Source organism: Pseudonocardia sp. ICBG1293, from assembly GCF_020131355.1.
In the GTDB taxonomy this organism is placed as follows: Bacteria; Actinomycetota; Actinomycetes; order Mycobacteriales; family Pseudonocardiaceae; genus Pseudonocardia.
The window spans coordinates 381,541-405,388 of sequence record NZ_JAHLEL010000006.1 but is presented as its reverse complement, the minus strand read 5'-3'; the positions used below and the strand labels follow the sequence as shown (position 1 = coordinate 405,388).

The 23,848-nt window shown below is 74.5% G+C and carries 26 protein-coding genes; 15 read left to right on the top strand and 11 right to left on the bottom strand.

The genetic code is table 11. The features are described from left to right. Positions 1-34: 34 nt before the first annotated feature. Complete coding sequence (locus tag KPF47_RS02545; protein ID WP_224386564.1) at positions 35-739, top strand: dienelactone hydrolase family protein; 705 nt, start codon at positions 35-37, stop codon at positions 737-739. Between the two features lie 4 nt (positions 740-743). Here the strand turns inward: KPF47_RS02545 and KPF47_RS02540 are convergent, their stop codons facing one another. The 7 genes from KPF47_RS02540 to KPF47_RS02510 form a co-directional block, all read right to left on the bottom strand. Further along, positions 744-1,736 (bottom strand): aldo/keto reductase, encoded by a 993-nt coding sequence (locus KPF47_RS02540; protein WP_224386563.1) that lies wholly within the window; start codon positions 1,734-1,736, stop codon positions 744-746. Positions 1,737-1,778: 42 nt separating this feature from the next. Then, positions 1,779-3,260: an AbgT family transporter gene (locus KPF47_RS02535; RefSeq protein ID WP_224386817.1), complete on the bottom strand. Its 1,482-nt coding sequence runs from the start codon at positions 3,258-3,260 to the stop codon at positions 1,779-1,781. A 50-nt stretch (positions 3,261-3,310) separates the two neighbouring features. Further along, the gene (locus KPF47_RS02530; RefSeq protein ID WP_224386562.1) at positions 3,311-4,456 is read right to left on the bottom strand and encodes a PHB depolymerase family esterase; all 1,146 of its coding nucleotides are present in this window, start codon (positions 4,454-4,456) and stop codon (positions 3,311-3,313) included. A 134-nt stretch (positions 4,457-4,590) separates the two neighbouring features. Further along, positions 4,591-5,367: a creatininase family protein gene (locus tag KPF47_RS02525; RefSeq protein ID WP_224386561.1), complete on the bottom strand. Its 777-nt coding sequence runs from the start codon at positions 5,365-5,367 to the stop codon at positions 4,591-4,593. Then, positions 5,364-6,026 carry a FadR/GntR family transcriptional regulator gene (locus KPF47_RS02520; protein ID WP_224386560.1) on the bottom strand — a complete coding sequence of 221 codons (663 nt, stop codon included), beginning with the start codon at positions 6,024-6,026 and terminating at the stop codon, positions 5,364-5,366. Before KPF47_RS02520 ends, KPF47_RS02525 begins: the two co-directional genes overlap by 4 nt. Positions 6,027-6,166: 140 nt before the next feature. Then, on the bottom strand, positions 6,167-7,231 hold the full coding sequence (locus KPF47_RS02515; protein WP_255658826.1) for an IS630 family transposase: 1,065 nt from the start codon (positions 7,229-7,231) through the stop codon (positions 6,167-6,169). Between the two features lie 482 nt (positions 7,232-7,713). Further along, positions 7,714-8,808 carry an alpha/beta fold hydrolase gene (locus KPF47_RS02510; RefSeq protein WP_224386559.1) on the bottom strand — a complete coding sequence of 365 codons (1,095 nt, stop codon included), beginning with the start codon at positions 8,806-8,808 and terminating at the stop codon, positions 7,714-7,716. Between the two features lie 84 nt (positions 8,809-8,892). On the opposite strand from KPF47_RS02510, the gene KPF47_RS02505 reads away from it, so the two are divergent. Then, positions 8,893-10,035 (top strand): acyl-CoA dehydrogenase family protein, encoded by a 1,143-nt coding sequence (locus tag KPF47_RS02505; RefSeq protein WP_224386815.1) that lies wholly within the window; start codon positions 8,893-8,895, stop codon positions 10,033-10,035. Here KPF47_RS02505 and KPF47_RS02500 read toward each other — a convergent pair. Genes KPF47_RS02500 through KPF47_RS02485 form a run of 4 tightly spaced genes read right to left on the bottom strand, consistent with a single transcriptional unit; the run spans position 10,025 to position 14,275 of the window. Next, positions 10,025-11,251, bottom strand: coding sequence for a PLP-dependent aspartate aminotransferase family protein (locus tag KPF47_RS02500; protein WP_224386558.1), 1,227 nt, complete (start codon positions 11,249-11,251; stop codon positions 10,025-10,027). The genes KPF47_RS02505 and KPF47_RS02500 overlap by 11 nt on opposite strands. Before the next feature lie 8 nt (positions 11,252-11,259). Further along, on the bottom strand, positions 11,260-12,156 hold the full coding sequence (locus KPF47_RS02495) for an ABC transporter ATP-binding protein (protein WP_224386557.1): 897 nt from the start codon (positions 12,154-12,156) through the stop codon (positions 11,260-11,262). Further along, positions 12,153-13,250, bottom strand: coding sequence for an iron chelate uptake ABC transporter family permease subunit (locus KPF47_RS02490; protein ID WP_224386556.1), 1,098 nt, complete (start codon positions 13,248-13,250; stop codon positions 12,153-12,155). Before KPF47_RS02490 ends, KPF47_RS02495 begins: the two co-directional genes overlap by 4 nt. After that, positions 13,250-14,275: an iron ABC transporter permease gene (locus KPF47_RS02485; RefSeq protein ID WP_224386813.1), complete on the bottom strand. Its 1,026-nt coding sequence runs from the start codon at positions 14,273-14,275 to the stop codon at positions 13,250-13,252. The genes KPF47_RS02490 and KPF47_RS02485 overlap by 1 nt, the downstream gene beginning before the upstream one ends. A 159-nt stretch (positions 14,276-14,434) precedes the next feature. Here KPF47_RS02485 and KPF47_RS02480 point away from each other — a divergent pair, with 159 nt between their 5' ends. The 13 genes from KPF47_RS02480 (at position 14,435) to KPF47_RS02420 (ending at position 23,811) form a co-directional block, all read left to right on the top strand. Further along, entirely contained in the window at positions 14,435-15,136 is a 702-nt protein-coding gene (locus tag KPF47_RS02480; protein WP_224386555.1) for a dihydrofolate reductase family protein, read from the top strand. Between the two features lie 116 nt (positions 15,137-15,252). After that, on the top strand, positions 15,253-15,747 hold the full coding sequence (locus KPF47_RS02475; RefSeq protein WP_224386554.1) for an Asp23/Gls24 family envelope stress response protein: 495 nt from the start codon (positions 15,253-15,255) through the stop codon (positions 15,745-15,747). A gap of 2 nt (positions 15,748-15,749) precedes the next feature. After that, a complete protein-coding gene (locus KPF47_RS02470) occupies positions 15,750-16,118 on the top strand; it encodes a hypothetical protein (RefSeq protein WP_224386553.1) in 369 nt (122 codons plus the stop codon). Positions 16,119-16,138: 20 nt separating this feature from the next. Then, positions 16,139-16,486: a hypothetical protein gene (locus tag KPF47_RS02465; protein ID WP_224386552.1), complete on the top strand. Its 348-nt coding sequence runs from the start codon at positions 16,139-16,141 to the stop codon at positions 16,484-16,486. Continuing rightward, entirely contained in the window at positions 16,483-16,659 is a 177-nt protein-coding gene (locus tag KPF47_RS02460) for a hypothetical protein (RefSeq protein WP_167410056.1), read from the top strand. The genes KPF47_RS02465 and KPF47_RS02460 overlap by 4 nt, the downstream gene beginning before the upstream one ends. Further along, the gene (locus KPF47_RS02455) at positions 16,656-17,084 is read left to right on the top strand and encodes a hypothetical protein (protein ID WP_224386551.1); all 429 of its coding nucleotides are present in this window, start codon (positions 16,656-16,658) and stop codon (positions 17,082-17,084) included. The genes KPF47_RS02460 and KPF47_RS02455 overlap by 4 nt, the downstream gene beginning before the upstream one ends. Positions 17,085-17,120: 36 nt before the next feature. Further along, the gene (locus tag KPF47_RS02450; protein ID WP_224386550.1) at positions 17,121-17,669 is read left to right on the top strand and encodes a DUF6286 domain-containing protein; all 549 of its coding nucleotides are present in this window, start codon (positions 17,121-17,123) and stop codon (positions 17,667-17,669) included. Further along, positions 17,669-18,343, top strand: coding sequence for an alkaline shock response membrane anchor protein AmaP (locus KPF47_RS02445; RefSeq protein ID WP_224386549.1), 675 nt, complete (start codon positions 17,669-17,671; stop codon positions 18,341-18,343). The genes KPF47_RS02450 and KPF47_RS02445 overlap by 1 nt, the downstream gene beginning before the upstream one ends. Before the next feature lie 67 nt (positions 18,344-18,410). Further along, positions 18,411-19,163 carry a 3-hydroxybutyrate dehydrogenase gene (locus tag KPF47_RS02440; protein ID WP_224386548.1) on the top strand — a complete coding sequence of 251 codons (753 nt, stop codon included), beginning with the start codon at positions 18,411-18,413 and terminating at the stop codon, positions 19,161-19,163. 75 nt (positions 19,164-19,238) lie between these two features. Further along, positions 19,239-20,849: an alpha/beta hydrolase gene (locus KPF47_RS02435; protein ID WP_224386547.1), complete on the top strand. Its 1,611-nt coding sequence runs from the start codon at positions 19,239-19,241 to the stop codon at positions 20,847-20,849. Between the two features lie 409 nt (positions 20,850-21,258). Further along, the gene (locus KPF47_RS02430; RefSeq protein WP_224386546.1) at positions 21,259-21,942 is read left to right on the top strand and encodes an ABC transporter permease; all 684 of its coding nucleotides are present in this window, start codon (positions 21,259-21,261) and stop codon (positions 21,940-21,942) included. Continuing rightward, on the top strand, positions 21,935-23,008 hold the full coding sequence (locus KPF47_RS02425; protein WP_374108775.1) for an ABC transporter ATP-binding protein: 1,074 nt from the start codon (positions 21,935-21,937) through the stop codon (positions 23,006-23,008). Before KPF47_RS02430 ends, KPF47_RS02425 begins: the two co-directional genes overlap by 8 nt. After that, entirely contained in the window at positions 23,005-23,811 is an 807-nt protein-coding gene (locus KPF47_RS02420) for an ABC transporter permease (RefSeq protein ID WP_224386545.1), read from the top strand. The genes KPF47_RS02425 and KPF47_RS02420 overlap by 4 nt, the downstream gene beginning before the upstream one ends. The last annotated feature ends 37 nt before the right edge of the window (positions 23,812-23,848 follow it).

Here is a 23,848-nt window from a genome sequence, read left to right as displayed (position 1 = left end):
GCGGCACCGGCACCGTCGTGATGTCATCGCGCCCGTGGCACACACCAACGAGAACCCCGCGCAGAACGTCACCTTCCCCTCCGGCGGCGGCACCGCGCACGGCTACCTGGCCCTGCCGGAGTCCGGGGCGGGACCCGGTCTGATCGTCATCCAGGAGTGGTGGGGCCTGACCGACCACATCGTCGACGTCACGAACCGGTTCGCGGCCGAGGGCTTCGTCGCGCTCGCCCCCGACCTGTACGGCGGGCGCACCACGCACGACTCCGACGAGGCGGGGGCGCTGATGGGCGAGCTGCCCGTGAACGGCGCGGCGACCGATCTGGCCGGGGCCGTGGAGTTCCTGCTCGGGCGCGACGACGTCACCTCCTCGGCCGTCGGCGCGGTCGGCTTCTGCATGGGCGGCGGCTTCGTGCTGGTCCTCGCCGCCCAGCAGGGCGACAAGGTCGCGGCCGCGGTGCCGTTCTACGGGGTGCTCAAGGAGGACTACCCCTCGTTCGCCGACCTGACCGCGGCGGTGCAGGGCCACTTCGGGTCCGAGGACACCATGGCCCCGCCGGACGCGGTGGAGTCCCTCGCCGACCGCATCCAGGCCGAGTCCGGCACCCGCCCCGAGTTCCTGCAGTACCCGGCCGGGCACGCGTTCTTCAACGACGAGAACCACATGGGGACCTACGACCCCGAGCAGGCCGAGATCGCCTGGGCCCGCGCGACGCAGTTCCTGCGCGAGCACGTCAAGTAGCCGCTCAGCGGCGGGTGAGCAGCTCCCGCGCGACGGCGGGCAGCGTGGCGGGTCCGGTGCGCAGCCGGACCCGCTGCGCGACCGCGGTGAGCCCGGCGTGCTCGCCCGGCGTCAGCGCGATCCCCGCCGCGGCCACGTTGGACTCCAGCTGCGCGACGCTCGACGCCCCGGGGATCGCGACGGTGTTCGGGTGGTGCACCACCCACGCCAGCGCGATCTGCGACGGCGTCGCGTCGTGGGCCGAGGCGACGTCGCGCAGGGCGTCGGTCAGCGGGGCCAGCGCGGCCAGGTTCTCCGGCAGCCACTCGGGCTTGCTGCCGCGGACCGTGTTCGTCGGGCGGTGCCCGGGGTCGTAGCGGCCGGTGAGCAGGCCCTGGGCGAGCGGGCTGTAGGCCATGACGACCCGCCCGTGCGCGGCGGCGTGCGGCACCAGGTCCACCGCCGGCTCGCGACGCAGCAGGCTGAACTCCACCTGGTTGGACAGCACCGGCCCGCCCAGCGCCGCCTCGGCGGCCTGCCAGCGGTGCAGCGGGTACGACGAGACCCCGACGTCACGGACCAGCCCGATCCGCTGCAGGGCCGCCATCCCGCGCATCGCCGAGGAGTCGCCGAGCAGCGGGTGCGGCTTGTGCACCTGGTAGAGGTCCAGGGCGGAGACGCCGAGCCGGGCGGCGGAGGCGACCGCGCGCTGCTGCAGCACCGGGCCGAGCGGCAGGATCGGGAAGAACTTCGTCGCGAGCACGACCTCCTCGCGCCACCCGGGTCCGCCGGCGGCGCGCAGCGCGTCGCCCAGGATCCGCTCGCTGCGCAGCGGGCCGTAGAGCTCCGCGGTGTCGAACACGGTGACGCCCAGCTCGCGGGCGCGGGCGACGATCCGCCCGGCCTCCAGCGCGTCGCCGTAGCCCCACTCGCCGGTGCCGAACTGCCAGGTGCCCAGGCCGATCACCGACCACGGGGCCGGACCGGAACCGGGGACGTCGAGGTGGCGCACCTGCACCAGTCTCCCCCACGCCCCCGGTCACCGCCCCGGTCCGTCCCCTCAGCGGACCGGTGCCCCCGGGCCCAGCGGGATCCCCAGTGCCCACCAGGCGAAGAACAGCAACGTCCAGACCACCGTCATGGCGACGGCCAGGGGCAGGGTGTAGGACGCGAGCGTCCCGATGCCCGCGTCCTTGCGGTAGCGCTGCAGGAACCCCAGCGCCATCACGAAGTACGGGCTCATCGGGGTGATCGCCGTCGAGCCCGAGTCGGCGATCCGGAACAGCGCCTGGGTGGTCTCCGGCGGGACCTCGACCAGCATCAGCATCGGCACGATCACCGGCGCCGCGATCGACCACATCGCCGTCCCGCTGGTGACCATCACGTTCACCACCGTGAGCACCGCCAGCACCATCAGGAACACGACCGGGATCGGGACACCGGTGGTGCGCAACGCGTCCGCGGCGACGACGGCGAGCACGTCCCCGACGTGGGTCCAGTCGAAGTAGGCCAGGAACTGGGCGATCGCGAAGAACAGCGCCAGCACCGGGGCCATCTGCCGGATCCCGTCGGCCATCAGCCGCGGGACGTCGGCGGCCGTGGTGATCGTCCCGACCGCGCGTCCGAAGACCGTGCCGAGCAGGCCGAACAGCAGCGCGATGACCGCGCCGATCCCCTCCACCAGCGGCGACTCGACGATCGACCCGTTCTCGCCGCGCAGCGGGGACCACGCCGGGGCCATGACCGCGACGAGCAGCACCGCGCCACCCAGCAGCACCCAGCCGGCGCGGCGCAGGCCGGACCGTTCGGCCGCGGACAGGCTCAGCCCGGCGACGTCGTCGTCGGGGGCGTCGGGGTCGGGGTCGAGGTCCGGGCGCTTGGCCAGGACCAGCCGGGTCACCACCGTGATCACCAGTGCGAGGACGACGGAGGAGGCGATGTTGAAGAACCAGTTGCCGACCGGGGTCACCACCACCGCGGGGTCCACGATCCGCGCCGCGGCGGTGGTGATGCCGGCAAAGATCGCGTCGTTCGGGGTGGGGACCGGGCTGGCGTCGTAGCCCGAGGCGATGGCGGTGTAGGCGACGACGATCCCGAGGATCGGCGACCGGCCGACCGCGCGGAAGGCGAGCCCGCCCAGCGGCACCAGGATCACGTACGCCGCCGCCGAGGCGACGTGGGCGACGGTTCCGGCGAACGCGACCGCGAACACCACCAGCGACGCCGGGACCCGGGCGACCCCGGCCCGCATGGCGGCGGCCAGCAGCCCGCTGCGCTCGGCGACGGCGACACCCATGATCACGGTGACGATGGTGGCCATCGGCGGGAACTCGGCGAAGTTGTCGATCATCGAGGAGACGGCCATGGCGAGACCGTCGCCGGAGAGCAGGTTCCGCACCGCGACCGGCTCACCGTCGGGGGCGACGACCGCGACGCCCGCCGCGGCGAGCCCGGCGCTGACCACGGCGAGGATCGCCGAGAGCACCCAGAACAGCCAGAACGGGTGCGGCAGCGCGTTCCCGACCCGCTCGACGACGGCCATCGCGCGGACCAGCCGGGGCAGCTCCCGGTCCTCGGTGGTGGCGGGCGCGCTCACCTCCGGCCCCCGAGCCCGAAGAAGTCCCCGACCAGCGCGGTGGCGCGCACGGTCTGCGTGGTGACGCCGCCGCCGGAGTAGGCGGTCGCGCCCGGCCAGGTGTGGCCGCCGACGTCGACGGCGACGTGGGACACCCGGGCGCCGTCGCGGCAGCCGCGCCAGGTCGCGATCGTGACGTCGGGCTCGATCCGGCGGGTCTGCGGCCGGGCGTGGCAGCCGTCGCGGGCGACCCACTCGGCGACCTTCGCCGGGATGGCGGGCAGTCCGCGGTCGGCGTCGCCGGTGTAGGGGATCGTGGCGTCGTCGGTGCCGTGCACGAACAGCGCAGGCACCGGACGGCCGGGGCGGCACGGCGGTTCGCCCGCGCGGTAGTAGGCCCCGGCGACGGGGGCGATCGCGGCGATCCGGTCGGACATCCGGCAGGCGAGGATCTCGGTGAAGCCGCCACCGTTGGACTTGCCGGTGGCGAACACCCGGCCGGGGTCGACGCAGAGCGTGGACTCCAGCTCGTCGAGCAGCGAGCCGGTGAAGACGACGTCGTCGACCCCCGGCGCCGAGTACGGCGCGCCCTGCCAGGCGCGCTTGTCCTCGCCACCGGGCACCCCGTCGGGGTAGGCGACGACGGCGGGCAGCCCGGACAGGCCGGAGACGTTCTCGGTGGTGGCCCCGTCGTTGCCGCGGCCGTGGAAGACCAGCACCACCGGGGTGGGCCGGTCGGCGCGGTAGCCGTCGGGCAGGTGCACGCGCACGGTGCGCTGCAGGCCCCCGCTGTCCAGGGTCCGGACGGCGGTGGTGCCCGGGGCCCAGGCCGGAGCGGTGCCGCAGCCGGGGCTCGACGGAGGACCGGGTCTGGCGGGCGCGGTCGTGGCCGGCGGGCCGCCGGCGGGGACGGCGGTACGGGAGCCGGCCGGGACCGCGCCCGTGGGCCCCACGGCGGCCGGGCCCACGGCGGCCGGGCCCACGGCGGCTCCTGCGGCGGGGCCCACGGCGGCCGGGCCCACGGCGGCTGCGGCGGCGCCGGTGGTCAGCGCCGCGACGGTCAGGCAGGCGGCCGCCGTGGCGAGCAGCCGGCGCGACCGCAGGGCGCGGCGGACGGGACGGCGCGGCGGACGGGACGGGGTGTGTGGTCGCGGTGCGGTCATCGGAGTTCCCCTTCGGTCGGCGTCGTCGACGGCCGGTGCTGTGGCCCCGCCCGGTCCCGGGCAGGGTCGTGCGACGGGGGCACCGGGCGGCGCCACCGCGGGAGTGCTGTGGTCGGTACGGGTCGGAGCCGGCGTCAGGCCTTGAGCCAGGCCGTGACGAAGTCGGTGATGCGTTCGACGATCGCGGCGACGATCGCCTCGCCGTGCTCGGCGTCGGCCCGGCGGGGGTCGCCGAGGACCCCGTTGCCGGACAGCCGGTCGTAGGCCGCGGTGAGCGACGGACCGCCGCGCCGCCGGGCGAGCGCACCGAACGCGTCGAGCTCGGCCGTGCGGGTGGTCCCGGCCTCGAGCCGGTCGGTGTGCACCAGGTGCGGCGCGACGGCGAGCATCTGCGCCGTCTCCGCCTGCCCGCTGTGCCCACTGACCTCGGGCGGTCCGGCCGCGGCGACGACCTCGGCGGCCAGCGGGGTGAGCGGGCTCCAGGCGAACTGCAGGTCCGGGCGCGCCGCGAGGAGGTCCTGCGCGACCGTCGCGAGGGTGGCGTCGTTCCCGCCGTGCCCGGTCACGACGCAGATCCGGCGCCAGCCGTGCCGGTACAGGCCGTCGACGTACTCGCGCACGAGCGTGGCGAACGTCGTGGTGGTCAGGCTGACGGTCCCGGCGAAGGCCAGGTGGTGCGGCGACACCCCCACCGGGAGCGACGGCCCGACGACCGCGGTACCGCCCAGCGCGTCGGCGACCCGGTCGCAGACCGCCTCGGCCCGGATCAGGTCGGTCGCCAGCGGCAGTCCCGGTCCGTGCTGCTCGAAGGCTCCTGCCGGCAGCAGCACGACCGGACTGTCGACGACGGCCGCGGCCGCCTCGACCGTCGTCATCTCCCCCAGCCTCCGGGTCCCGGCCCGCCCGCTCATGCGCCCACCGCCGCGGCGATCGAGGCGAGGTGCTCGCGGCAGAGGCGCTCGGCCCGGTCCGCGTCGCCGGAGCGGACCGCGTCGAGCAGTGCGACGTGCTCGGCGTGGTCACGCTCGCGGTCGTCGTAGCGGTGCCGGATCTCGACCTGGTCGTGCGCGCGGACGTGCAGCAGCGCCTCCACCGTCTCCCGCAGGAGCGCGTTGCCGCTGGTCGCGGCCAGCGCCACGTGGAAGTGCACGGCCGGGCGGAGGTCCCCCACCGGCGGGTGCAGGGCGTTGGTGACGCTCTCGGCGAGCATCGCCAGCCCCGCGGCGTCGCGCTCCCGGGCCGCGGCGGCCGCGATCGGCGGCTCCAGGACGAGCCGGGCGCGGACGAGCTCGTGCACGCCGTCGGAGGTCCGGGACGGCCGGTGCGGATTGGCGAGCAGCCGCCTGCCGACCCCGGCCCCGACGTAGGTGCCCGAGCCGTGCCGGAACTCGACCGCGCCGGTGGCCTCCAGGCGTCGCAGCGCCTCGCGGACGGTCGGGGTGGTGACCTCGAACCGTCGCGCCAGGTCGCGGGAGGACGCGAGCTGGTCCCCCGGGCCGAGGTTCCCGGCCCGGATGATCTCCATGATGTCGTCGGCCAGGCGCTCCGACAGCGTCTCCCCTGCACTCATACAGTGACTAAGAGGTCGTTTCAGAACGACTTGTCGAGTTTCCATTGACCCCTCGACGACAGATCAAACGGCAGGTCAGATAGCCGCTTGTCGTCTACAACAGACACGTCGACCTCGTTCTGAAATGACCTCTAAATCGCCTAGTGTCGCGTAAACGATGTTCTTTGACCGGGTCGGCAGTGGTTGAGTAGGTGGTCTGCGGGTTTGGTCCAGATGAACGGGTGGCAGCGTTCGTTCCAGCCGTCGATGAACCGGCCGATCGCGCCGATCAGTTCTCTGACGCTGCCGAAGCTGCCACGGCGAATGGCCTGGCGGGTGATGACCCCGAAAAAGACCTCGACCATGTTCAGCCACGATCCCGAGGTCGGGGTGAAGTGCAGGGTGATCCGCGGGTTGCGGGCCAGCCAGGCCTTCACTGCGGGGTGCTTGTGGGTCGCGTAGTTGTCCACCACCAGGTGCAGCTTGCGCCGCGGGTAGGCCTTCGCGACCTGCTTGAGGAACCGCAGGAACTCCTGATGGCGATGCCGCGGCAGGCACGCCTGCTCGACCCGCCCGGTCGCGACCTCTAACGCCGCGAACAGCGTGGTGGTGCCGTGACGGACGTAGTCATGCGTCCGTTTCTCCGGGATACCGGGCATGATCGGCAGGATCGGCGCTGTCCGGTCCAGGGCCTGGACCTGGGATTTCTCGTCGACGCAGAGCACGACGGCCTTGTCCGGCGGGTTCAGATACAACCCGACGATGTCGCGGACCTTGGCTTCGAGCTCGGGATCGGTGGAGAACTTGAACGTCTCGGACTTCCACGGCTGCAGCCCCCACCGCCGCCAAATCTTGCCGATCCACACGTGGGAGATCCCGAGCTCGGCACCGAGCAGCCGTGACGACCAGTGCGTGACTCCGAGCCGCTCAGGCGGCGGTTCCAGCGTGGCGAGCACGACCGCGACCTCGTCGATCACCGGCGGCCGGCCCGCCTTGGGCCGGTCGGCCAGCCCGGCGATCCCCTCAGCGGCGTAACGCTTCTTCCACCCGATCACCGTCGCCTTCGACGCCCCGACCAGTGTGACGATGTCCTTGACCGCCACCCCGTCCGCGGCCAGCAACACGATCCTGCCCCGTCGGGCCAGTCCCGCCGAAACCGACGAGGAACGCAGCCAGGACTCCAGCACCTCGCGGTCGGCGGCCGGAACGTCCACGGTCACAGTCAACGGCACAGCTCATGATCCCGTAAACCAGCCCGTGAGTAAAGTAACCTAGTTACCGCAACACTAGAGACCTATCCGGTCAACCGTCGCCGCGTCCGCCGGACCCCACGATGATCGCCGGTCCGCCCCGATCCGCCCCCGCGCGCACCGGCCCGCGCCCACCGGGGCGTGGCCCGCGCGGTGATCCGCAGCCCGCGCGGTGATCCGCAGCCCGCGCGCGTCCGGACGCGCGCGGGCGCCGGATCACCGCGCGAACCGCGGATCATCGCGAGCTGCGGGCCTCCCGTCGGCCGTGGACCCGCCGGGGCCGTGGGACCGGACGGACGACACCGAGCGGCTCCCGCACCCGGTCGTCGGACCGGAGCCGGCCGGCAGGCCGCACCCGGTCAGCGGGCCGCACCCGGTCAGCGGGCCACACCCGGTCAGGCGCGGCCCGGGCCCGACCGGGACGGATCAGGCGCCCACGGCGGCCGGACCGGCGCGGATCAGGCGCCGGCGGCGGCCGGGCCCTCGGCAGCCGGGGCGTCGGCGTCCCAGTCGGCCAGGGCCCGGTCCAGCTCCGGCCAGGTCGTCCCGCGGGCCCGGCGCCCGGTGAGCACGCCCAGGTGCCCGCCCGGCGAGGTCGTGAACCGCACCTCCGGGCTCCCGGTCAGCAGCGGCACCCCGGCACGCACCGCCCGCAGCGGGGCGATGACGTCGTCCCGCCCGGCGACGACGAGCACCGGGACCGGCACGTCGGACAGCTCCACGTCCCGCCCACCCAGGCGCAGCCCGCCGCTCGCGAGATCGTTGCTGCGCAGCAGCAGGTGGAAGATCTGCCCGAACACCCGGCCCGGGTAACCGTGCATGTTGCTCATCAGGTGGTCGACGGCCTCGATCTGGGCCAGGCAGTCCCGGTCGTCGATCCGGGAGGCGATCGCCAGCGGCTTGGTGACGAGCTTGTCCACCGCGGTCAGCTGGAACGCCCAGCTGACCATCGGCGCCGGGAAGCTGCCGACGCCCCGGTAGATCGAGGAGATCAACCGGCCACCGGTGATCTGCGCGAGCGGGCGGATCGGCGCCACCAGCGGCACCCGGGAGATGTCGACCGGCGTGCCGATCGTGGCGATCGAGCGCACCGGGAGCGGGCTGCGGGCCTGCACCGCCGCGGCGACGGTGAGCAGCGCGAAGATCCCGCCGAGCGACCAGGCGACGAGGTGCACCTTCCCGCCGGTGTCCTCGGCGACGTGGCGGATCATCGCGGGCAGCAGCTCGTCGACCCAGCTCTCGATGCCCAGGGTGCGGTCGGAGAACGACTTGGGGCCGTAGTCGATCAGGTAGACGGTGCGGCCCTGCTGCAGCAGGTGCTCCACCAGCGAGCAGCCGCGGCGCAGGTCGTAGGCGAAGTCGGGGGCGCCCAACGGGGGCACGAGCAGCACCGGGTCCCCGTCGGACGGATCCACGCCGGACAGCGGCCGGTACCGGAACAGGATCCCCTGCGGCAAGCCCACCACGGCGTCCCGGGGCATCCGCCGCAGGTCGGCGAGATGGCCGACCACGGCCCGGTCCCACACGTTGGCGACGGCGTCGACGAGATCCACGGGCGCACCCTACCGGCACGCGCGGGTCAGCGACGGCCCGTGGAGACGCCCGGAGTTACCGGCCGGTATGTGAGACTGCCGACCATACAGCGCGAGATCTTCGACGACGAACACGACGCGTTCCGCGATCTGTGCCGGACCTTCATCGCGAAGGAGGTCACCCCCCACCACGAGCAGTGGGAGGAGGACGGACAGGTCGACCGGGCGGTATGGACCGCGGCGGGTGCGGCAGGCCTGCTCGGCACCGCGGTCCCCGAGGAGTACGGCGGCGGCGTCGAGGACTTCCGCTACAACGCGATCCTGGCCGAGGAGATCGTCGCCGCCGGGGCCAGCGGCATCGGCTTCCCGCTGCACAACGACGTCGTGCAGCCCTACCTGCTGCGGCTGTGCAGCGAGGAGCAGAAGAAGCGCTGGCTACCCGGCTTCTGCTCCGGCGAGCTGATCACCGCGATCGCCATGACCGAGCCGGGCACCGGTTCGGACCTGCAGGGCATCGCCACCAACGCCCGGCGCGACGGCGACGACTGGATCCTCAACGGCTCCAAGACCTTCATCACCAACGGCATCCTCGCCGACCTGGTCATCGTCGTCGCCAAGACCGACCCCGACGCCAAGCACCTCGGCTTCACCCTGTTCGTGGTGGAGCGCGGGATGGAGGGCTTCGAGCGCGGCCGACGCCTGAAGAAGGTCGGCATGAAGGCCCAGGACACCGCGGAGCTGAGCTTCACCGACGTCCGGGTGCCCGATGCGAACCGGCTCGGCGAGGTCGGTCAGGGCTTCGTCTACCTCATGCAGAACCTCGCCCAGGAGCGGCTCTCGATCGCCGTCGCCTCGGTGGCCGGCGCCGAGGCCGCCGTGAAGATGACGCTGGAGTACACCAAGGAGCGCAAGGCGTTCGGCCGCCCGGTGGCGAACTTCCAGAACACCCGCTTCGAGCTCGCCGAGATGGACACCGAGGTCTCCATCGCCCGGGTGTTCGTGGACCGCTGCATCACCGAGCACAACGGCGGGAGCGAGCTGTCGGTCCCCGACGCGGCGAAGGCCAAGTGGTGGTGCTCGGACCTGCAGAACCGGGTCGTGGACCGCTGCGTGCAGCTGCACGGCGGTTACGGCTACATGCTCGAGTACCCGATCGCCCGTGCGTTCGTGGACTCCCGTGTGCAGGCGATCTACGGCGGCACGAACGAGATCATGAAGGAGATCGTCGGCCGGTCGCTCATCGGCTGAGGCCGCCCGCGACGGCGTCCAGGGCCCGCGCGAGATCGGCGACGAGATCGCGCGGGTCCTCCAGCCCCACCGACAGCCGCAGGTGGCCCCAGCGGCGGAACTCCGGCGGGAAGTACGCCGCACGGCCCTCACCGCCGGCGCCGACGTGCACGATCAGCGACTCGTCATGGCCCAGCGACACCGCCGAGGTGATGACGCGCAGGGCGGCGACGAACCGGTTCTGCAGCTCCGGCGGCCCGGCCAGGGCGAAGGCCAGCATCCCGCCGTACCCGCCGTCCAGGGAGCGGGTCGCGAGCGCGTGCTGCGGGTGCGACGCCAGGCCCGGGTAGGCAACGTAGGCGACCTCCGGGCGGGACTCCAGGTACTCCGCGACCTGCTGCGCACCGGCGCAGTGCGCGCGCATCCGCATCGGCAGGGTCACCGCGCCCCGGGCGATCAGCCAGGCGTTGAACGGGCTGATCACGCCGCCGGCGTCGACCATCGCGTCGGCCCGGATTCGCTCCACGAGCTCACGGCGACCGAGCACGGCGCCGCCCATCGCGTCGCCGTGGCCGTTGACGTACTTGGTCAGCGAGTGCACGACGAGGTCCGCGCCCCGCTCCAGCGGACGCTGCAGCACCGGCGTCGCGAAGGTGGCGTCGACGCTGAGCAGGGCGCCCGCCTCGTGCGCGATCGCGGCGACGGCGTCGACGTCGGTGATCCGGGTGGTCGGGTTGGCCGGGGTCTCGACGTGCACCAGGCGGGTCCGCGGGCCGATCGCGGCGCGCACCGCGTCCGGGTCGGAGGAGTCGACCAGCGTGGCGGTGATCCCCCACCGGTCGGGCAGCAGCTCGGTGAGCAGCCGGTGGGTGGCGACGTAGGTGACGTCGGAGCTGACGACGTGGTCGCCGGTGCGCAGGAACGTGAAGAAGACCGCGTGCAACGCCGCGACGCCCGAGGCCAGGGCGACCGCGGCGCACCCGCCCGGCGACACCCCGGCCGGGTCCTCCAGGGCGACGAGCTTGTCCTCCAGCCAGCCCTGGTTCGCCCCGCCGTTGCGGGTGTAGAGCCGGGTCGCAGTGCCCGACCAGTCCAGCTCCGAGGGATCCTCGGGCAGGGCGTAGGAGTTGGCCGCGACGATCGGGCGGCGGATCGCGCCGGTCCCGGCGTCGACGTCGTTGCCCGCGTGCACCGCGCGGGTCGCGAGGAAGGGCGGTCGGTCGTCGCCGGAGGTCACGCCGGAGATCATGCCTCGGCGATCGGCTCCGGGGCGCGCAGCGACGGACCCGCGTCCGGGACGACCAGCGGGGTGCCGGTGACCGGGTCGGGCAGCACCCGGGCGCGCAGCCCGAACACCTCCGCCAGCAGCTCCTCGGTGATGACCTCGGCCGGCGCCCCGGCCGCGACGATCCGGCCGTCCTTCATCGCGACGAGCCGGTCGGCGTAGCGCGCCGCCAGGTTCAGGTCGTGCAGCACCATGACCACGGTGCGGCCGGCCTCGGACTGCAGCCGCCGCACCAGCTCGAGCACGTCGACCTGGTGGGCCAGGTCGAGGAAGGTGGTCGGCTCGTCGAGCAGCAGCAGGTCGGTCTCCTGGGCCAGGGCCATCGAGATCCAGGCCCGCTGGCGCTGACCGCCGGACAGCTCGTCGACCGGGCGTTCGGCGAGGTCGGACAGGCCCGTCCAGGTCAGCGCCTCGGCGACGGCGCGCTCGTCGTCCGAGGACCACTGCCGGTACCAGGCCTGGTGCGGGTGTCGACCGCGGGCGACCAGGTCGCCGACGGTGAGCCCCTCGGGCGCCAGCGGCGACTGCGGCAGGATCCCCAGCACCCGCGCGACCTCCTTGGTCGGGGTGCGGTCGATCCGCTTGCCGTCGAGCAGCACCTGCCCGACCCGGGCGGGCAGCAGCCTGCCCAGCGCGCGCAGCACGGTGGACTTGCCGCAGCCGTTCGGGCCGATCACGGTGGTGACCGCACCGGGCAGCACCTCCAGGTCGAGCCCGTCGACGATGGTGCGGTCGCCGTAGCCGAGCGTGACCTGCTCCGCCGACAGCCGGACCTCGCCGGGGCGGACGGGCGCACCCGCGGTCGTCGTCGGGGAGGCGGTGGCCCCCGCGACACTGATGTCCTCGACGGTGCTCATCGACGGGCCTCCTGGCGGGTGCGGGCGAGCAGGTACAGCAGGAACGGGGCGCCGAGCACCGCGGTCACGATGCCGACCGGGAGCTCGACGGACCCCAGTGCGGTGCGGGCGATCAGGTCGGACAGCACGGTCAGCGCCGCGCCCAGCACGAGCGAGACCCCGATCGGCGGGGTACCGACCCGGCAGAGCCGGCGCGCGATCTGCGGGGTGACCAGCGCGATGAAGGCGATCGGGCCCGCGGCCGCGGTGGCGACCGAGGCGAGACCGACGGAGACGAGCAGCAGCGCGGTGCGGGCGCCGTTCACCCGCACGCCCAGGCCGCGGGCGGTGTCGTCGTCGAAGCGCAGGGCACCCAGCAGGTGCACCAGGACCAGTGCCGCGGGAACCAGCACCAGCATCGCGAGCGACAGCGGGACGACCTCGTTCCAGCTGCGGGCGTTGAGGCTGCCGTTCAGCCAGACCTGGGCCTGCGCGGCCTGGTAGATCTGTGCGACGGTCAGCAGCCACTGCACCGCGGCCACGAGCACGGCCTGGATGCCGATCCCGATCAGCACCAGCCGGAAGCCCTGGATGCCCTTGCGCCAGGCCAGCACGTACACCGCGACCGAGGCCACGAGCCCGCCGACCAGCGCGGCGAGCGGGATGCCGAGCGAGGCGAACGCGCCGCCGACCCCGGCCGCGCCGCCGCCCAGCACGATGACGAACACCGCCGCCGCGCTGGCCCCCCACTGGACGCCGATGATGTCCGGGCTCGCCAGCGGGTTGCGGGCGACCGCCTGCAGGATGGCCCCGGACACGGCGAGCGCGCCGCCGACCAGGGCCCCGACCAGGGTGCGCGGCAGGCGCAGCTCCAGCACGACGAGCTGCTGGCCCGCATCGCCGCCGCCGAACAGCGTCGCCAGCACGTCGGTGATCGCGATCGGGTAGTCGCCGCGGCCCATGTTCACCGCGGCGGCGAGCACCAGTGCGACGGCGCAGGCGAGCAGCACCACCGCGGTGCGCACGCGCAGCACGCCGGAGAAGCGGCCCGCGCGGACGGCACGGCGACCGGCCACGACCACCTCGGCCGGCCGGGGTCCGGTGACGGTGCCCATCACACGGCCCCGAGCTTGCGACGGCGCACCAGCGCGATGAAGAACGGCCCGCCGATCAGTGCGACCACGATGCCGACCTGCAGCTCACCGGGGCGGGCCACCACCCGACCGACGACGTCGGCGAGCAGCAGCAGCACCGCGCCGGCCAGCCCGGAGGCGGGCAGCAGCCATCGGTGGTCGGGCCCGGTGAACACCCGCACGACGTGCGGCACGATCAGCCCGAGGAACGCGATCGGCCCGCAGGCGGCGGTGGCGGCCCCGGCGAGCAGCGTGATCGCGACGACGCCGACGACCCGGGTCCGGCGGACCGAGTGGCCCAGCGAGGTGGCCACGTCGTCACCGAGGGACAGCGCGTTCAGGGCGGGCGCGCTGGCCAGTGCCAGCGCCGTGCCCGCGAGGATGAACCACACGACCTGGCCGCCGACCGCGGCGTCGCGCCCCGCGAGCGAGCCGACCACCCAGAACCGGTACGCGTCGAGGCTGGTCTCGTCGAGCAGCACCACCGAGGAGGTGCCCGCCTGGAGCAGGAAGCTCACCGCCGCGCCGGCCAGTGCCAGCGACACCGGGGTGGCACCGCCGGGCGCCCGGGTGCCGATCACGAACACCACGACGCTGGCGACCAGCGCGCCGGCGAAGGCGAACCAGACGTAGCCGAACAGCGTGCTCACGCCGAAGACGTAGATGCCGATGACGACGAAGAACGCCGCGCCCGCGTTGACGCCCAGCAGGCCCGGGTCACCGAGCGGGTTGCGGGTGAACCCCTGCACGAGCGCACCCGCCAGGCCCAGCGCGATCCCGACCAGCAGCCCGAGCAGGGTGCGCGGGATCCGCAGGGAGCGGATCACCACGTCGTTCTCGCTGCCGGTCGGGGCGACCAGCGCGGAGAACACCTCGTGCACCGGGATGACCTTGGTCCCGATCGCGATGCTGGCCAGCACCGCCAGCAGCAGCGCCGCGGCCAGCGCGGCGAGGCCGATCAGCCGCCTGCGGCGCAGTGACCGACGCGGGGACGCCGGCTCCTGCACCGACGGTGGCCGGACACGGATCGCGTTCACCTTGCTCGTGGCCCCCTGCTCGACCGACACCCCACCCGTCCGGTGCGGCTCCGCTCACCATAAGTGAGGCTGCCCTACGGCAGAACACCCCCGTGCGTCACGTCGCCCGCACGGCGGGATGCTCGGGACGTGTCCACCGCGCCCTCGTCCGGTCACCCGCCTCCGCGGCCGCGGCTCACCGCGGTCATGGTCAGCTCCGCCGACGGGGCGGTGACCGCGGGCGGGGCCGGGTCCGGCGGTCTGTCCACGCCGGCCGACCGGGACCTGTTCCGCGCCCTGCGCCGGTCGGCCGACTGCGTGCTGGTCGGGGCGGGCACCGCGCGGGACGAGGACTACCGCGGGATCCGGCCGCGGCGGCCCGGCCCGGACGGCCGGGTGCCGGGGTCGCCCCCGCCGGTCGTCGTGGTGACCGGGTCGGCCGGGCTGGACCCCGGCGCGCGGCTGTTCACCGACACCGTCACCGCGCCGGTCGTGCTGACCACGGCCGCCGCCCCCGCCGAGCGGCGGGCGGCACTCGCCGCGGCGGGTGCCGAGGTCGTGCTCCTCGACGACCTCTCCCCCACCACGCTGCTCGCCGCACTCGCCCGCCGCGGCCACGGGTCGGTGCTGTGCGAGGGCGGGCCCACGCTGCTCGGGTCGCTGGTCGAGGCCGACGTCGTCGACGAGCTGCGGCTCACCCTGGTCCCGGTGCTGGCCGGGGGCCCCGAGGGGCGGATCGCGACCGGGCCCCGGACCCTGCCGGTGCCCCGTGCGCTGCGGCTGGCCGGCCACGAGGCGGCCGCGGACGGGACGCTGCTGCTGCACTACGTCCGCACCGCTCCCCGAGCGTGACCGGTCCGAACGAGTGAACCACCGTGAGGGAGCGCCCGGGATGGGCATCTCACGGGGGACAGCAGACGCACCGCGGCCGGCCCCCACCCGGGACCGGCCCGTGAGAGGAGCACCCGATGACCTCCGGCACCCCGACCACCACCCCCACCACCACACCGGGCGCCGCACCCGCCGCCCGCCTGGCCGAGGGCACCGGCCAGGGGCGCACCACGATCGCCGCGTCCGTCGTGCAGAAGATCGCCGGCATCGCCGCCCGTGAGGTGTCCGGCGTGTACTCGATGGGCTCGGGCGCGTCCCGCGCCTTCGGTGCGCTCCGCGAGCGCATCCCCGGCGGCGGCACCAGCGGTGCCTCGACCGTGGCGGGCGTGGCCGTCGAGGTCGGCGAGAAGCAGGCCGCGGTCGACCTGGACGTCGTCGTCGAGTACGGGGTGGCCATCGCCGACCTGGCCACGGCCGTGCGCCGCAACGTCGTCGGCGCCGTCGAGCGGATGACCGGGCTGGAGGTCATCGAGGTCAACATCTCGGTGAACGACATCCACCTGGCCGGCGAGGACGACGGCCGCGACGAGGTGCCGGTGGCACCCGCCCCGACCGGCCGCGTCGTGGAGTGACGATGCGCGAGCCGACCGCGCGCAGCGCCCGGTCCCCCGCTGCCGTCGTCACCGGTCCGCCCGGCGCCGCCGAGGTGGCCGCGCGCCGGCGGGAACCCGAGCCGGCCGAGCTGGTCGCCGAGGCCGTCCTCGCGCACCCGTCGGTCGTCCGGCTCGACGGCGGCGCGTTCGGCACCGTCGCGACCTGGCTGCCCGGGCGGCGCGTGGTGGGCGTCCTGGTCGGACGTGCCGACGAACCGGTCGAGATCGGGGTGGTGCTGCACCTGGACCGGCCGATCCCGGCTACCGTCGCGGCGCTGCGGGCCGCTGTCGCACCGGTGGTCGGCGGGGTCCCGATCGACGTGACGGTCGTCGACGTGGAGGTCCCCTGAGGTGGTGGAGGTGGCGACGGATGGACGAGCCGGATCCCGGCGGGCACGGGGGCCTGACCCCCGCGCAGCGGTCGGCCTACCGCTCGTTCGTCCGCACCCACCACCCCGACCGCGGCGGTGACCCGGAGGTCTTCCGCGCCGGGCTGGCCCGGTTCCGCGCGCTGGCCGCCGACCCGCACGGCGACCGCGCGCCCGACCCCGACGACCGCCGCTACGACGCCCCGATCGAGATCGTGCGCGACCTGCCGCTGCCGACCCGGGTCCTGGTCGCCCTGATCCGCACCGTCCGGCGTCGCACGCACCCCCGGGTCGACCGGCCCGGCTGGTTCGACCCCCGCACCACCCGTCCCGGAGAGGACCTCTCATGAACGCCACCCAGACCGGCCTGCTCGCAGGCCTCCTGCTGGGCGTCGCCGGCGCCACCGGCGGCTTCCTGGCCTTCGTCATCACGCTGGTGCTCGGCATCATCGGGCTGGTCGTCGGCCGGCTCCTCGACGGCGAGCTGGACCTGTCCGGCCTCGGCCGGGGCCGCGACCGGTGAGCAGCCTCCCCGACCCCGCCGAGCGCGGGGTCCTGGAGATCGACCCGGCGGTGCTGCGCCGGATCGTCGAGTACGCCGCGGACACCGCGCCCGCGACCCGGCACCGCGCCCGGCGGGTGGCCGGTGTCGACGTCGGTGAGTCCGGCCCGACGGCCCGGGTGACCCGGCGGCCGGGCCCGGCGCGCGGCACGGTCGGGGCCGCCGTCGGTGCCGCGACCGGCGACGCCGGCGAGGTCGACGTCCGGCTGCGGCTGACCCTGGCCCATCCCGGGTCGGTGCGGGCCGCCGTCGCCGACGTCCGGGAGCGGATCGACGCCGATCTGCGCCGTAGCACCGGGCACCGGCTGCGTGGCCTGACCGTCGAGGTCGAGGCCCTCGCGCCGGACGACGCCCGGCCGCGCCCGGACTCCCCGCGCGTGCAGTAGACCGTCCCTGTTCGAGTCGGAAGAGGAGGCCGGACCGTGCGTGTCCTGCTCCGCGTTCTCGCGCCCCTGCTGAGCCTGGTGGTGGCCGCCGTCGGCGCGCTCGTCGTCGCCGAGGTGGTGGCCGCGTGGGTCGGCCGGGTCTCCGGGGCCGGGCTGCTCGTCCCCTGGCGGGACTGGCGCACCACCGTCCAGAACACCCTGTGGACCGCACCGCCGGTGCTCTGGATCGCGGTCGGGGCGATCGTCGTCGGCGCGGTACTGCTGCTGGTCGGCCTGCTCGCCCGCCGCCACGACGTCGCCCTCGACTCCCCGTCACCCGGGCTCACCGTCGCCACCGCCCCCCGGGTGCTGGCCCGGCTGGTCGGCTCCCGCGTCCGCGCCGTGGACCCGGTGACGGCGGCGTCGGTGACCGCGTCCGCCCGGTCGGTCGTGGTGAACGCCCGCGGCCGTGGCGACACCGACGCGCTGCGGGAGGCGGCCCGGGGCGCCGCCTCGGGGGTGCTCGACGCGCTGCCGCTGACGCGGCGCCCGCGTCTGACCGTGCGCGCCACCCCGGAACAGCCGGGTGCGAAGGGAGTGCAGTGATGGCCGACGCCGTGACCCCGACCGGGAGCACCGGTACGACCTCCGGGGACCCCCGGCGCGCCGCGCGGACCGCGCGCCGCGCCCAGTACCGGTCCGCCGGCGGCGCCCGTACCGGGCTGGTGGTGGCCGGTACGGTGCTGCTCGCCGCCGGGATCCTCACCGTCCTCCTGGTGGCCGGGGTGTTCGGCGGGAACCGGCCCCGGCGCCCGTTGCTGGACCCGATGGTCGAGCAGTTCCTGCTGGCCCACGGCACCGCCGCCCGCGTGGTCGCGGGCGTCGCGGGCCTGCTGCTGGTGCTGCTCGGGCTGTGGTGGGCCGCGCGCTCGCTGCGTCCGGAGACCCGGCCCGACCTGGTCCTGGACGGCGGTCCCGACACCGAGATCCGGATCGGCGCCTCCGCCGCCGCCGACGCCGTGGCCGACGGCGCCGCGTCGCTGCCCGGGGTGACCCGGGCCCGGGCCCGGACGGTCGGCAGTGCCTCGGCGCCCGCGGTCCGCGCCACCGTGTGGGTCGGCGAGGACATCGCCGACGGCGAGGTCGCCGAGATCTGCCGCCGTCTGGACGCCGAGGTCCTGCCCGACATCCGCGACGCACTGGGCCGGGCGGACCTGCCCGTCGCGGTCCGCCTCGAGCTCGACGCGGCCCGCCGGGACGACCGCCCCCGGGTCTCCTGACCCACCGACGAGGCCGGTGATCCGGCTCACATCTGCTGGGCCGACCGGCGACCGTACGGTCGTCGGCATGAGCGCAGTGCTGGACGGCAGGACGGCCCTCGTCACCGGGGCGGGCAGCGGGATCGGGGCCGCCGTGGCCCGCAGGCTCGTCGCCGACGGTGCACGGGTCTACGCGGTGGACCTCGCCGAGGACCGGGTGGCTCCGCTGGCCGCCGAGAGCGACCTGGTCACACCGCTGGGCTGTGACCTGTCCGACCTCGACGCCGTGGAGCGGCTGCCCACCGACGTCGACATCCTGGTCAACAACGCCGGCCGCCAGCACGTCTCGCGGCTGGAGGAGTTCGACCCGGACACGTTCTCCCACATCCTGCGTCTGATGCTGGAGTCGCCGTTCCGGCTGATCCGCCGGTCGCTGCCGCACATGTACGCCCGCGGCTGGGGCCGGGTCGTCAACATCTCCTCCGCGCACGGTCTGCGGGCCTCGCCGTACAAGTCGGCCTACGTCTCGGCCAAGCACGGCCTCGAAGGACTGTCCAAGGTCACCGCGCTGGAGGGCGCCGAGCACGGCGTGACCAGCAACTGCATCAACCCCGCCTACGTCCGCACGCCGCTGGTCGAGGCCCAGATCGCCGACCAGGCCCGCACCCACGGCATCTCCGAGGACGAGGTCGTCACCAAGATCATGCTCACCCCGGTCGCGGTGAAGCGGCTGATCGAGCCCGCCGAGACCGCGGAGCTGGCCGCGCTGCTCTGGGGCCCGGCGTCGGCGTCGATCACCGGAACCTCGCTGTCCCAGGACGGCGGCTGGACCGCGCGGTAGCAGCGGGGCGGCAGGAGCGGCGCGGCGGGGGCCGCTCACCGTGGCCACACCCCGGTCCGGGCATGATCGGTGCTCGTGCGGCGGTGGAGTGTGCTCGGGGTCCTGCTGCTCGCCGCCCTGCTGCTCGCCGCCCTGCTGCTCGCCGCCCTGCTGCTCGCCGGATGCGCCGTCGGGCCGTCGCAGCGACCGCCGGTGGCGGTGCGCGGTGAGCAGCTGCCCGCCGCTCCCCCGACCTCGGCCGCGGGCCCGCCCGCCGACCCCGACCTGCTGCCCGGCCCGGACCCGGTCCGGACGACCGGGTTCACCGACTGCACCGCCGACACCGTCGCCGCGCTGACCACCGCGGGCACCCCGCTGCCCGCCGGGCGCGCGTTGTCCGTCGGCTGCGCCCGGCTCACCGTCCCCGCCGACCGGGACCGGCCCGAACTGGGCCCGGCCCGGCTCGGCCTGACCCGGGTCACCACCCCGGGGGCGCCGGACGGGCGTCCGGCGCTGGTCGTACTCGGTGACACCGGCACCGACGGCTCGGCCCGGGCCGCGGTGAGCCTCGCCGCACGGCTGCCCGCCGCCGTGCTCGACCGCTACCAGGTGATCGGCATGGACCGGCGTGGCGCCGGGGAGGACCTGCTCGACTGCGCCCCGGTCGACGCCCGCATCGCGCTGCTCGACGCCGGCCCCGACCGCCGCGACGAGGCCGCCATGTCGGCGCTGCTGCAGCGCGCCCGCGAGGTGGTGCAGGACTGCAACCTGCTGCTGTCGGGCACCCTGACCAGCTACCGGGCCGCGAGCGGCGCCGACGACCTGGAGTCGCTGCGCGCGGTGCTGGGGCCGGCCCGGCTCGACCTGCTCGCCGTCGGTGACGGCGCGGACGCCGGGGCCGCCTGGGTCGCCGCCCACCCCGGTTCCGCCGGGCGGGTCGTGCTCGACGGCCCCGGCGACCCCACCCTCGACGAGCCGGCCCGCACCGAGACCACGACCGCCGCCGCCGAGCGGGCCTTCGACGCCTTCGCCGGCGCCTGCACCGCGTCCCCCGCCTGCCCGCTGGGCCCCGACCCGCGCGGCTACCTCGACGAGCTCGTGTTCCGGCTGTCGCGCACCGCGCTGCCCGTCGGCGACGGCGACGCCGTCACCGCCGGGGCGACGCTGCGCGCGGTCCGGTCGGTCATGTCCCAGCCCGCGCGCTGGCCGGAGCTGCAGTCCGCGCTGGTCGCCGCCGGCGACGGCGACCCGGCCGGCCTGGTCCGCATCCTCGCCCCGCTCGGGGGCCCCCAGGGCCGCTTCGACGCCGCCCTGGCCACCCGGTGCAACGACAGCCGGGGGCGGGTCACCCCGGGGGAGGCCGCGGACCTGGCCGGGCAGTGGGCGCAGCGCTTCCCGCTGTTCGGCGTGGCCGCCGCCCAGGAGCTGGTGACGTGCGGGCCGTGGCCCTCGGGCGGGCCGGTCGCCCCCGCGGCGCCCGGGGGCACTCCCCCGCCCCCGGTCGTGGTGATCGGGACCGCGCAGGACCCCCGCTCGCCGCAGAGCGGTGCCGAGCGGACCGCCCAGCAGCTCGCGACCGGGCGGCTGGTGCGCTGGCAGGGCAGCGGCACCGGGGCCTACCCGCGGACCCCGTGCGTCACCGACGTGGTCGACCGTGCCCTGCTGGACGGCCGGGCGCCGTCCCAGCCGGTGGTCTGCCCGCCGTAACAGCGTGCTCCGAGCGGCTCACCCTGGGTAGGTCCGGACCGTCGTCGGGATGCGACGAATCCGACCCGGAAGGTCACGATTGCGTATCCGCCGTTTTCCGGCGCGGTTGCGGGACCACCGATGTCGCCCATCCCCACCTGCGAGAACGGGCGTGCGAAACGTTTCCGGAATGGCCATGCCATCGTCGTGGAACGGTCCCGTCGGCTGACCGGGGCCCCGTTCTGCGGCTAGGCTTCGTCCGGCGACCGGGTCGTCGCAGGTCGTACCCACCGCACCGGCGGGTACCCGCGAGCTCCCGGTCACGTCGTTCGGGAGGGTGTAACGCCGAACGGACCCGACGACGAGTGGTGCGGAAGGACCGTGGCCCTGCCCCGAGCGGCGGGCACGGACCCCGGGCGGAAGGAGCACGGTGGATTTCTTCACCTATGTCGGCACCCAACTGAGCCAGTTGGTGTTCTACGGCCAGCAGCATTTCCTGCTGGTCGCGATCTCGGTCGGAATCGCGGTCGTGATCTCGTTGGTGGCGGGCACCCTGCTGCACACCAATCGGCTGACCCCCGAGTCGTGGAGCAGGCCGGTGCGCGCGGGGTCCCGGGAGGCGCTGCTGATCGTGTTCTCCGCGGCCCTCACGATCCCGTCCCTGGCGCTGTTCGGTCTGCTGCAGCCGATCCTCGGGCTGGGCGTCACCCCGTCGCTGACGGCGCTGACGATCTACGCGATCTACCCGGTGCTGCGCAACGTGGTCGCCGGGCTCTCCTCGGTGGACGACGCCGTCCTCGAGTCCGCCCGCGGCATGGGCATGGGCTCGGTCCGGCGGATGTTCACCATCCAGCTCCCGCTGGCCTGGCCGGTGATCCTATCCGGTATCCGGGTCGCCGTCCTGATCATCATCGGGATCGCGGTGGTCGCCGGCGCCATCAACGGCCCGGGCTTCGGCTCCTCGCTCTTCCTCGGCCTGCAACGGCTGGGATCGGTCAACTCGTTCAACCAGGTTCTGGCGGCCACGCTCGGCTGCCTCGTCGTGGCTGCGGTCTACGAGGTCGTCTTCTGGATCGTGCAGCGCTTCACCACCCCGAGGGGGATCCGTGTCTGATTCCGGCAAGCCGATGATCGCTCTCGAAGGCATCAGCAAGACCTATCCGAAGTCCACCACCCCGGCCGTGCAGGAACTCGACCTGCACGTGCCCGAGGGCTCCATCTCGATGTTCATCGGGCCGTCGGGCTGCGGCAAGACGACCACGCTGAAGATGATGAACCGGCTCATCGAGCCCACGACCGGCCGGATCCTGCTCGACGGCGACGACGTCACCGACGTCAACGCCGACGAGCTGCGCCGCCGCATCGGCTACGTCATCCAGCAGGTCGGGCTGTTCCCGCACTTCACGATCGGCGACAACATCGCCGTCGTCCCGCGGATCCTGGGCTGGGACCGCAACCGGATCACCGCCCGGGTGGACGAGCTGCTGCACCTGGTCGGGCTGGAGCCCAAGGACTACCGGGACCGCTACCCGCGCCAGCTCTCCGGCGGCCAGCAGCAGCGCGTCGGCGTCGCCCGCGGTCTCGCCGCGGACCCGTCGGTGATGCTGATGGACGAGCCCTTCGGCGCCATCGACCCGATCACCCGCGAGCGCATCCAGGACGAGTTCCTGGAGCTGCAGCAGCAGATCGCCAAGACCATCTGCTTCGTCACCCACGACCTCACCGAGGCGGTCAAGCTCGGCGACCGGATCGCGGTCTTCGGGCCCGGCGGCACGCTGCAGCAGTACGACACGCCCGACACGATCCTGACCCACCCGGCCAACGACTTCGTCGCCGAGTTCGTCGGCGCCGGTGCCGCGGTACGACGGCTGTCGCTGCTGGAGCTGTCCCGCCTGGAGCTGCAGTCGGTCGACCTCGACGGCACGGCTGCGCGCAACGGATCGCCCACCTACGAGGCGGACGCGCAGGGCCGTCCGGTGCGCTGGGCCTACCTGCCGGGTACCGCGGACCTGCCGAAGCTGGTGACGGTGCCCCGCACCGGCACCGTCTACGACGCCGTCGACGTCATGCTCGACTCCCAGACCGAGCTGGTCGGGGTGGTCGACGAGCAGCAGAAGCTGCAGGGCGCGCTCTGGTGGCGTGACCTGGTCGAGGGCCTCAAGACCAAGGCCGGTTCGTGAGCGCCCCCGCCCCGGAGGCGACCGGCGCCGCGGGACCGTCCGAGGCCGCCGCCGACGAGACCACCGTCCGCAGGACGCGGCGGCTGGACCGGTCGCTCGTCGTCAACCCGCTCATCGCCGTCGCCGGTGTGGTGCTGGTGCTGCTCTACGCCGCCTCCCAGGGCCTCGACGACGTCGAGGCCTCGGTGATCAACGCGGCCTCGCTCGGCCAGCGGCTCGGCGAGCACCTGCTGCTCACCGGGCTGTCCACCCTCGTCGTGATCATCGTGGCGATCCCGGCCGGCATCGCGATCAGCCGCCCGGCGGCCCGCCGCATCCAGCGTCCGATCCTGGCGTTCACCGGGTTCATGCAGGCGCTGCCCGCGTTCGGTGTGATCGTGCTGCTCGCGTTCTCCCCGCTCGGCCTGGGGCTGCCCACCGCCGTCGTCGCGCTCGCCCTGGCCGCGCTGCTACCGGTGCTCACCAACACCGTGGTCGGGCTCCAGCAGGTCGACACGTCGCTGATCGAGGCGGCCCGCGGGATCGGGATGTCCGCGCGGCAGACCCTGCTGCGCGTCGAGCTCCCGCTCGCGACGCCGGTCATGGTCGCCGGCGTCCGCGTCGCGCTCGTGCTCAACGTCGGCACCGCGGCCCTGGCGACCTACGTCGGCGCCGGCGGTCTCGGCGAGCCGATCAAGGGAATGCTCGAGCTCGGGCGTCCCACCGGCACCCTCGTCGCGGCGACCTTCGTGGCCGCGCTGGCCCTGCTCGTGGACTGGCTCGCCGGTCTCGCCGAGTACGCCGTCCGCCGCAACGCCGGCTGACGCGCGACCCCCCTCGCCCCCGAATCCCCGCAGCACC

What these genes read in the sequence shown, in the direction of transcription:
- KPF47_RS02525 (WP_224386561.1), bottom strand. Translation starts at nt 5,367, where the DNA reads ATGAGCGGGCGGGCCGGGACCCGGAGGCTGGGGGAGATGACGACGGTC.
- KPF47_RS02445 (WP_224386549.1), top strand. Translation starts at nt 17,669, where the DNA reads ATGGCCGACGCCGTGACCCCGACCGGGAGCACCGGTACGACCTCCGGG.
- KPF47_RS02460 (WP_167410056.1), top strand. Translation starts at nt 16,483, where the DNA reads ATGAACGCCACCCAGACCGGCCTGCTCGCAGGCCTCCTGCTGGGCGTC.
- KPF47_RS02440 (WP_224386548.1), top strand. Translation starts at nt 18,411, where the DNA reads ATGAGCGCAGTGCTGGACGGCAGGACGGCCCTCGTCACCGGGGCGGGC.
- KPF47_RS02535 (WP_224386817.1), bottom strand. Translation starts at nt 3,260, where the DNA reads ATGGCCGTCGTCGAGCGGGTCGGGAACGCGCTGCCGCACCCGTTCTGG.
- KPF47_RS02530 (WP_224386562.1), bottom strand. Translation starts at nt 4,456, where the DNA reads ATGACCGCACCGCGACCACACACCCCGTCCCGTCCGCCGCGCCGTCCC.
- KPF47_RS02490 (WP_224386556.1), bottom strand. Translation starts at nt 13,250, where the DNA reads ATGGGCACCGTCACCGGACCCCGGCCGGCCGAGGTGGTCGTGGCCGGT.
- KPF47_RS02475 (WP_224386554.1), top strand. Translation starts at nt 15,253, where the DNA reads ATGACCTCCGGCACCCCGACCACCACCCCCACCACCACACCGGGCGCC.
- KPF47_RS02495 (WP_224386557.1), bottom strand. Translation starts at nt 12,156, where the DNA reads ATGAGCACCGTCGAGGACATCAGTGTCGCGGGGGCCACCGCCTCCCCG.
- KPF47_RS02520 (WP_224386560.1), bottom strand. Translation starts at nt 6,026, where the DNA reads ATGAGTGCAGGGGAGACGCTGTCGGAGCGCCTGGCCGACGACATCATG.
- KPF47_RS02470 (WP_224386553.1), top strand. Translation starts at nt 15,750, where the DNA reads ATGCGCGAGCCGACCGCGCGCAGCGCCCGGTCCCCCGCTGCCGTCGTC.
- KPF47_RS02465 (WP_224386552.1), top strand. Translation starts at nt 16,139, where the DNA reads ATGGACGAGCCGGATCCCGGCGGGCACGGGGGCCTGACCCCCGCGCAG.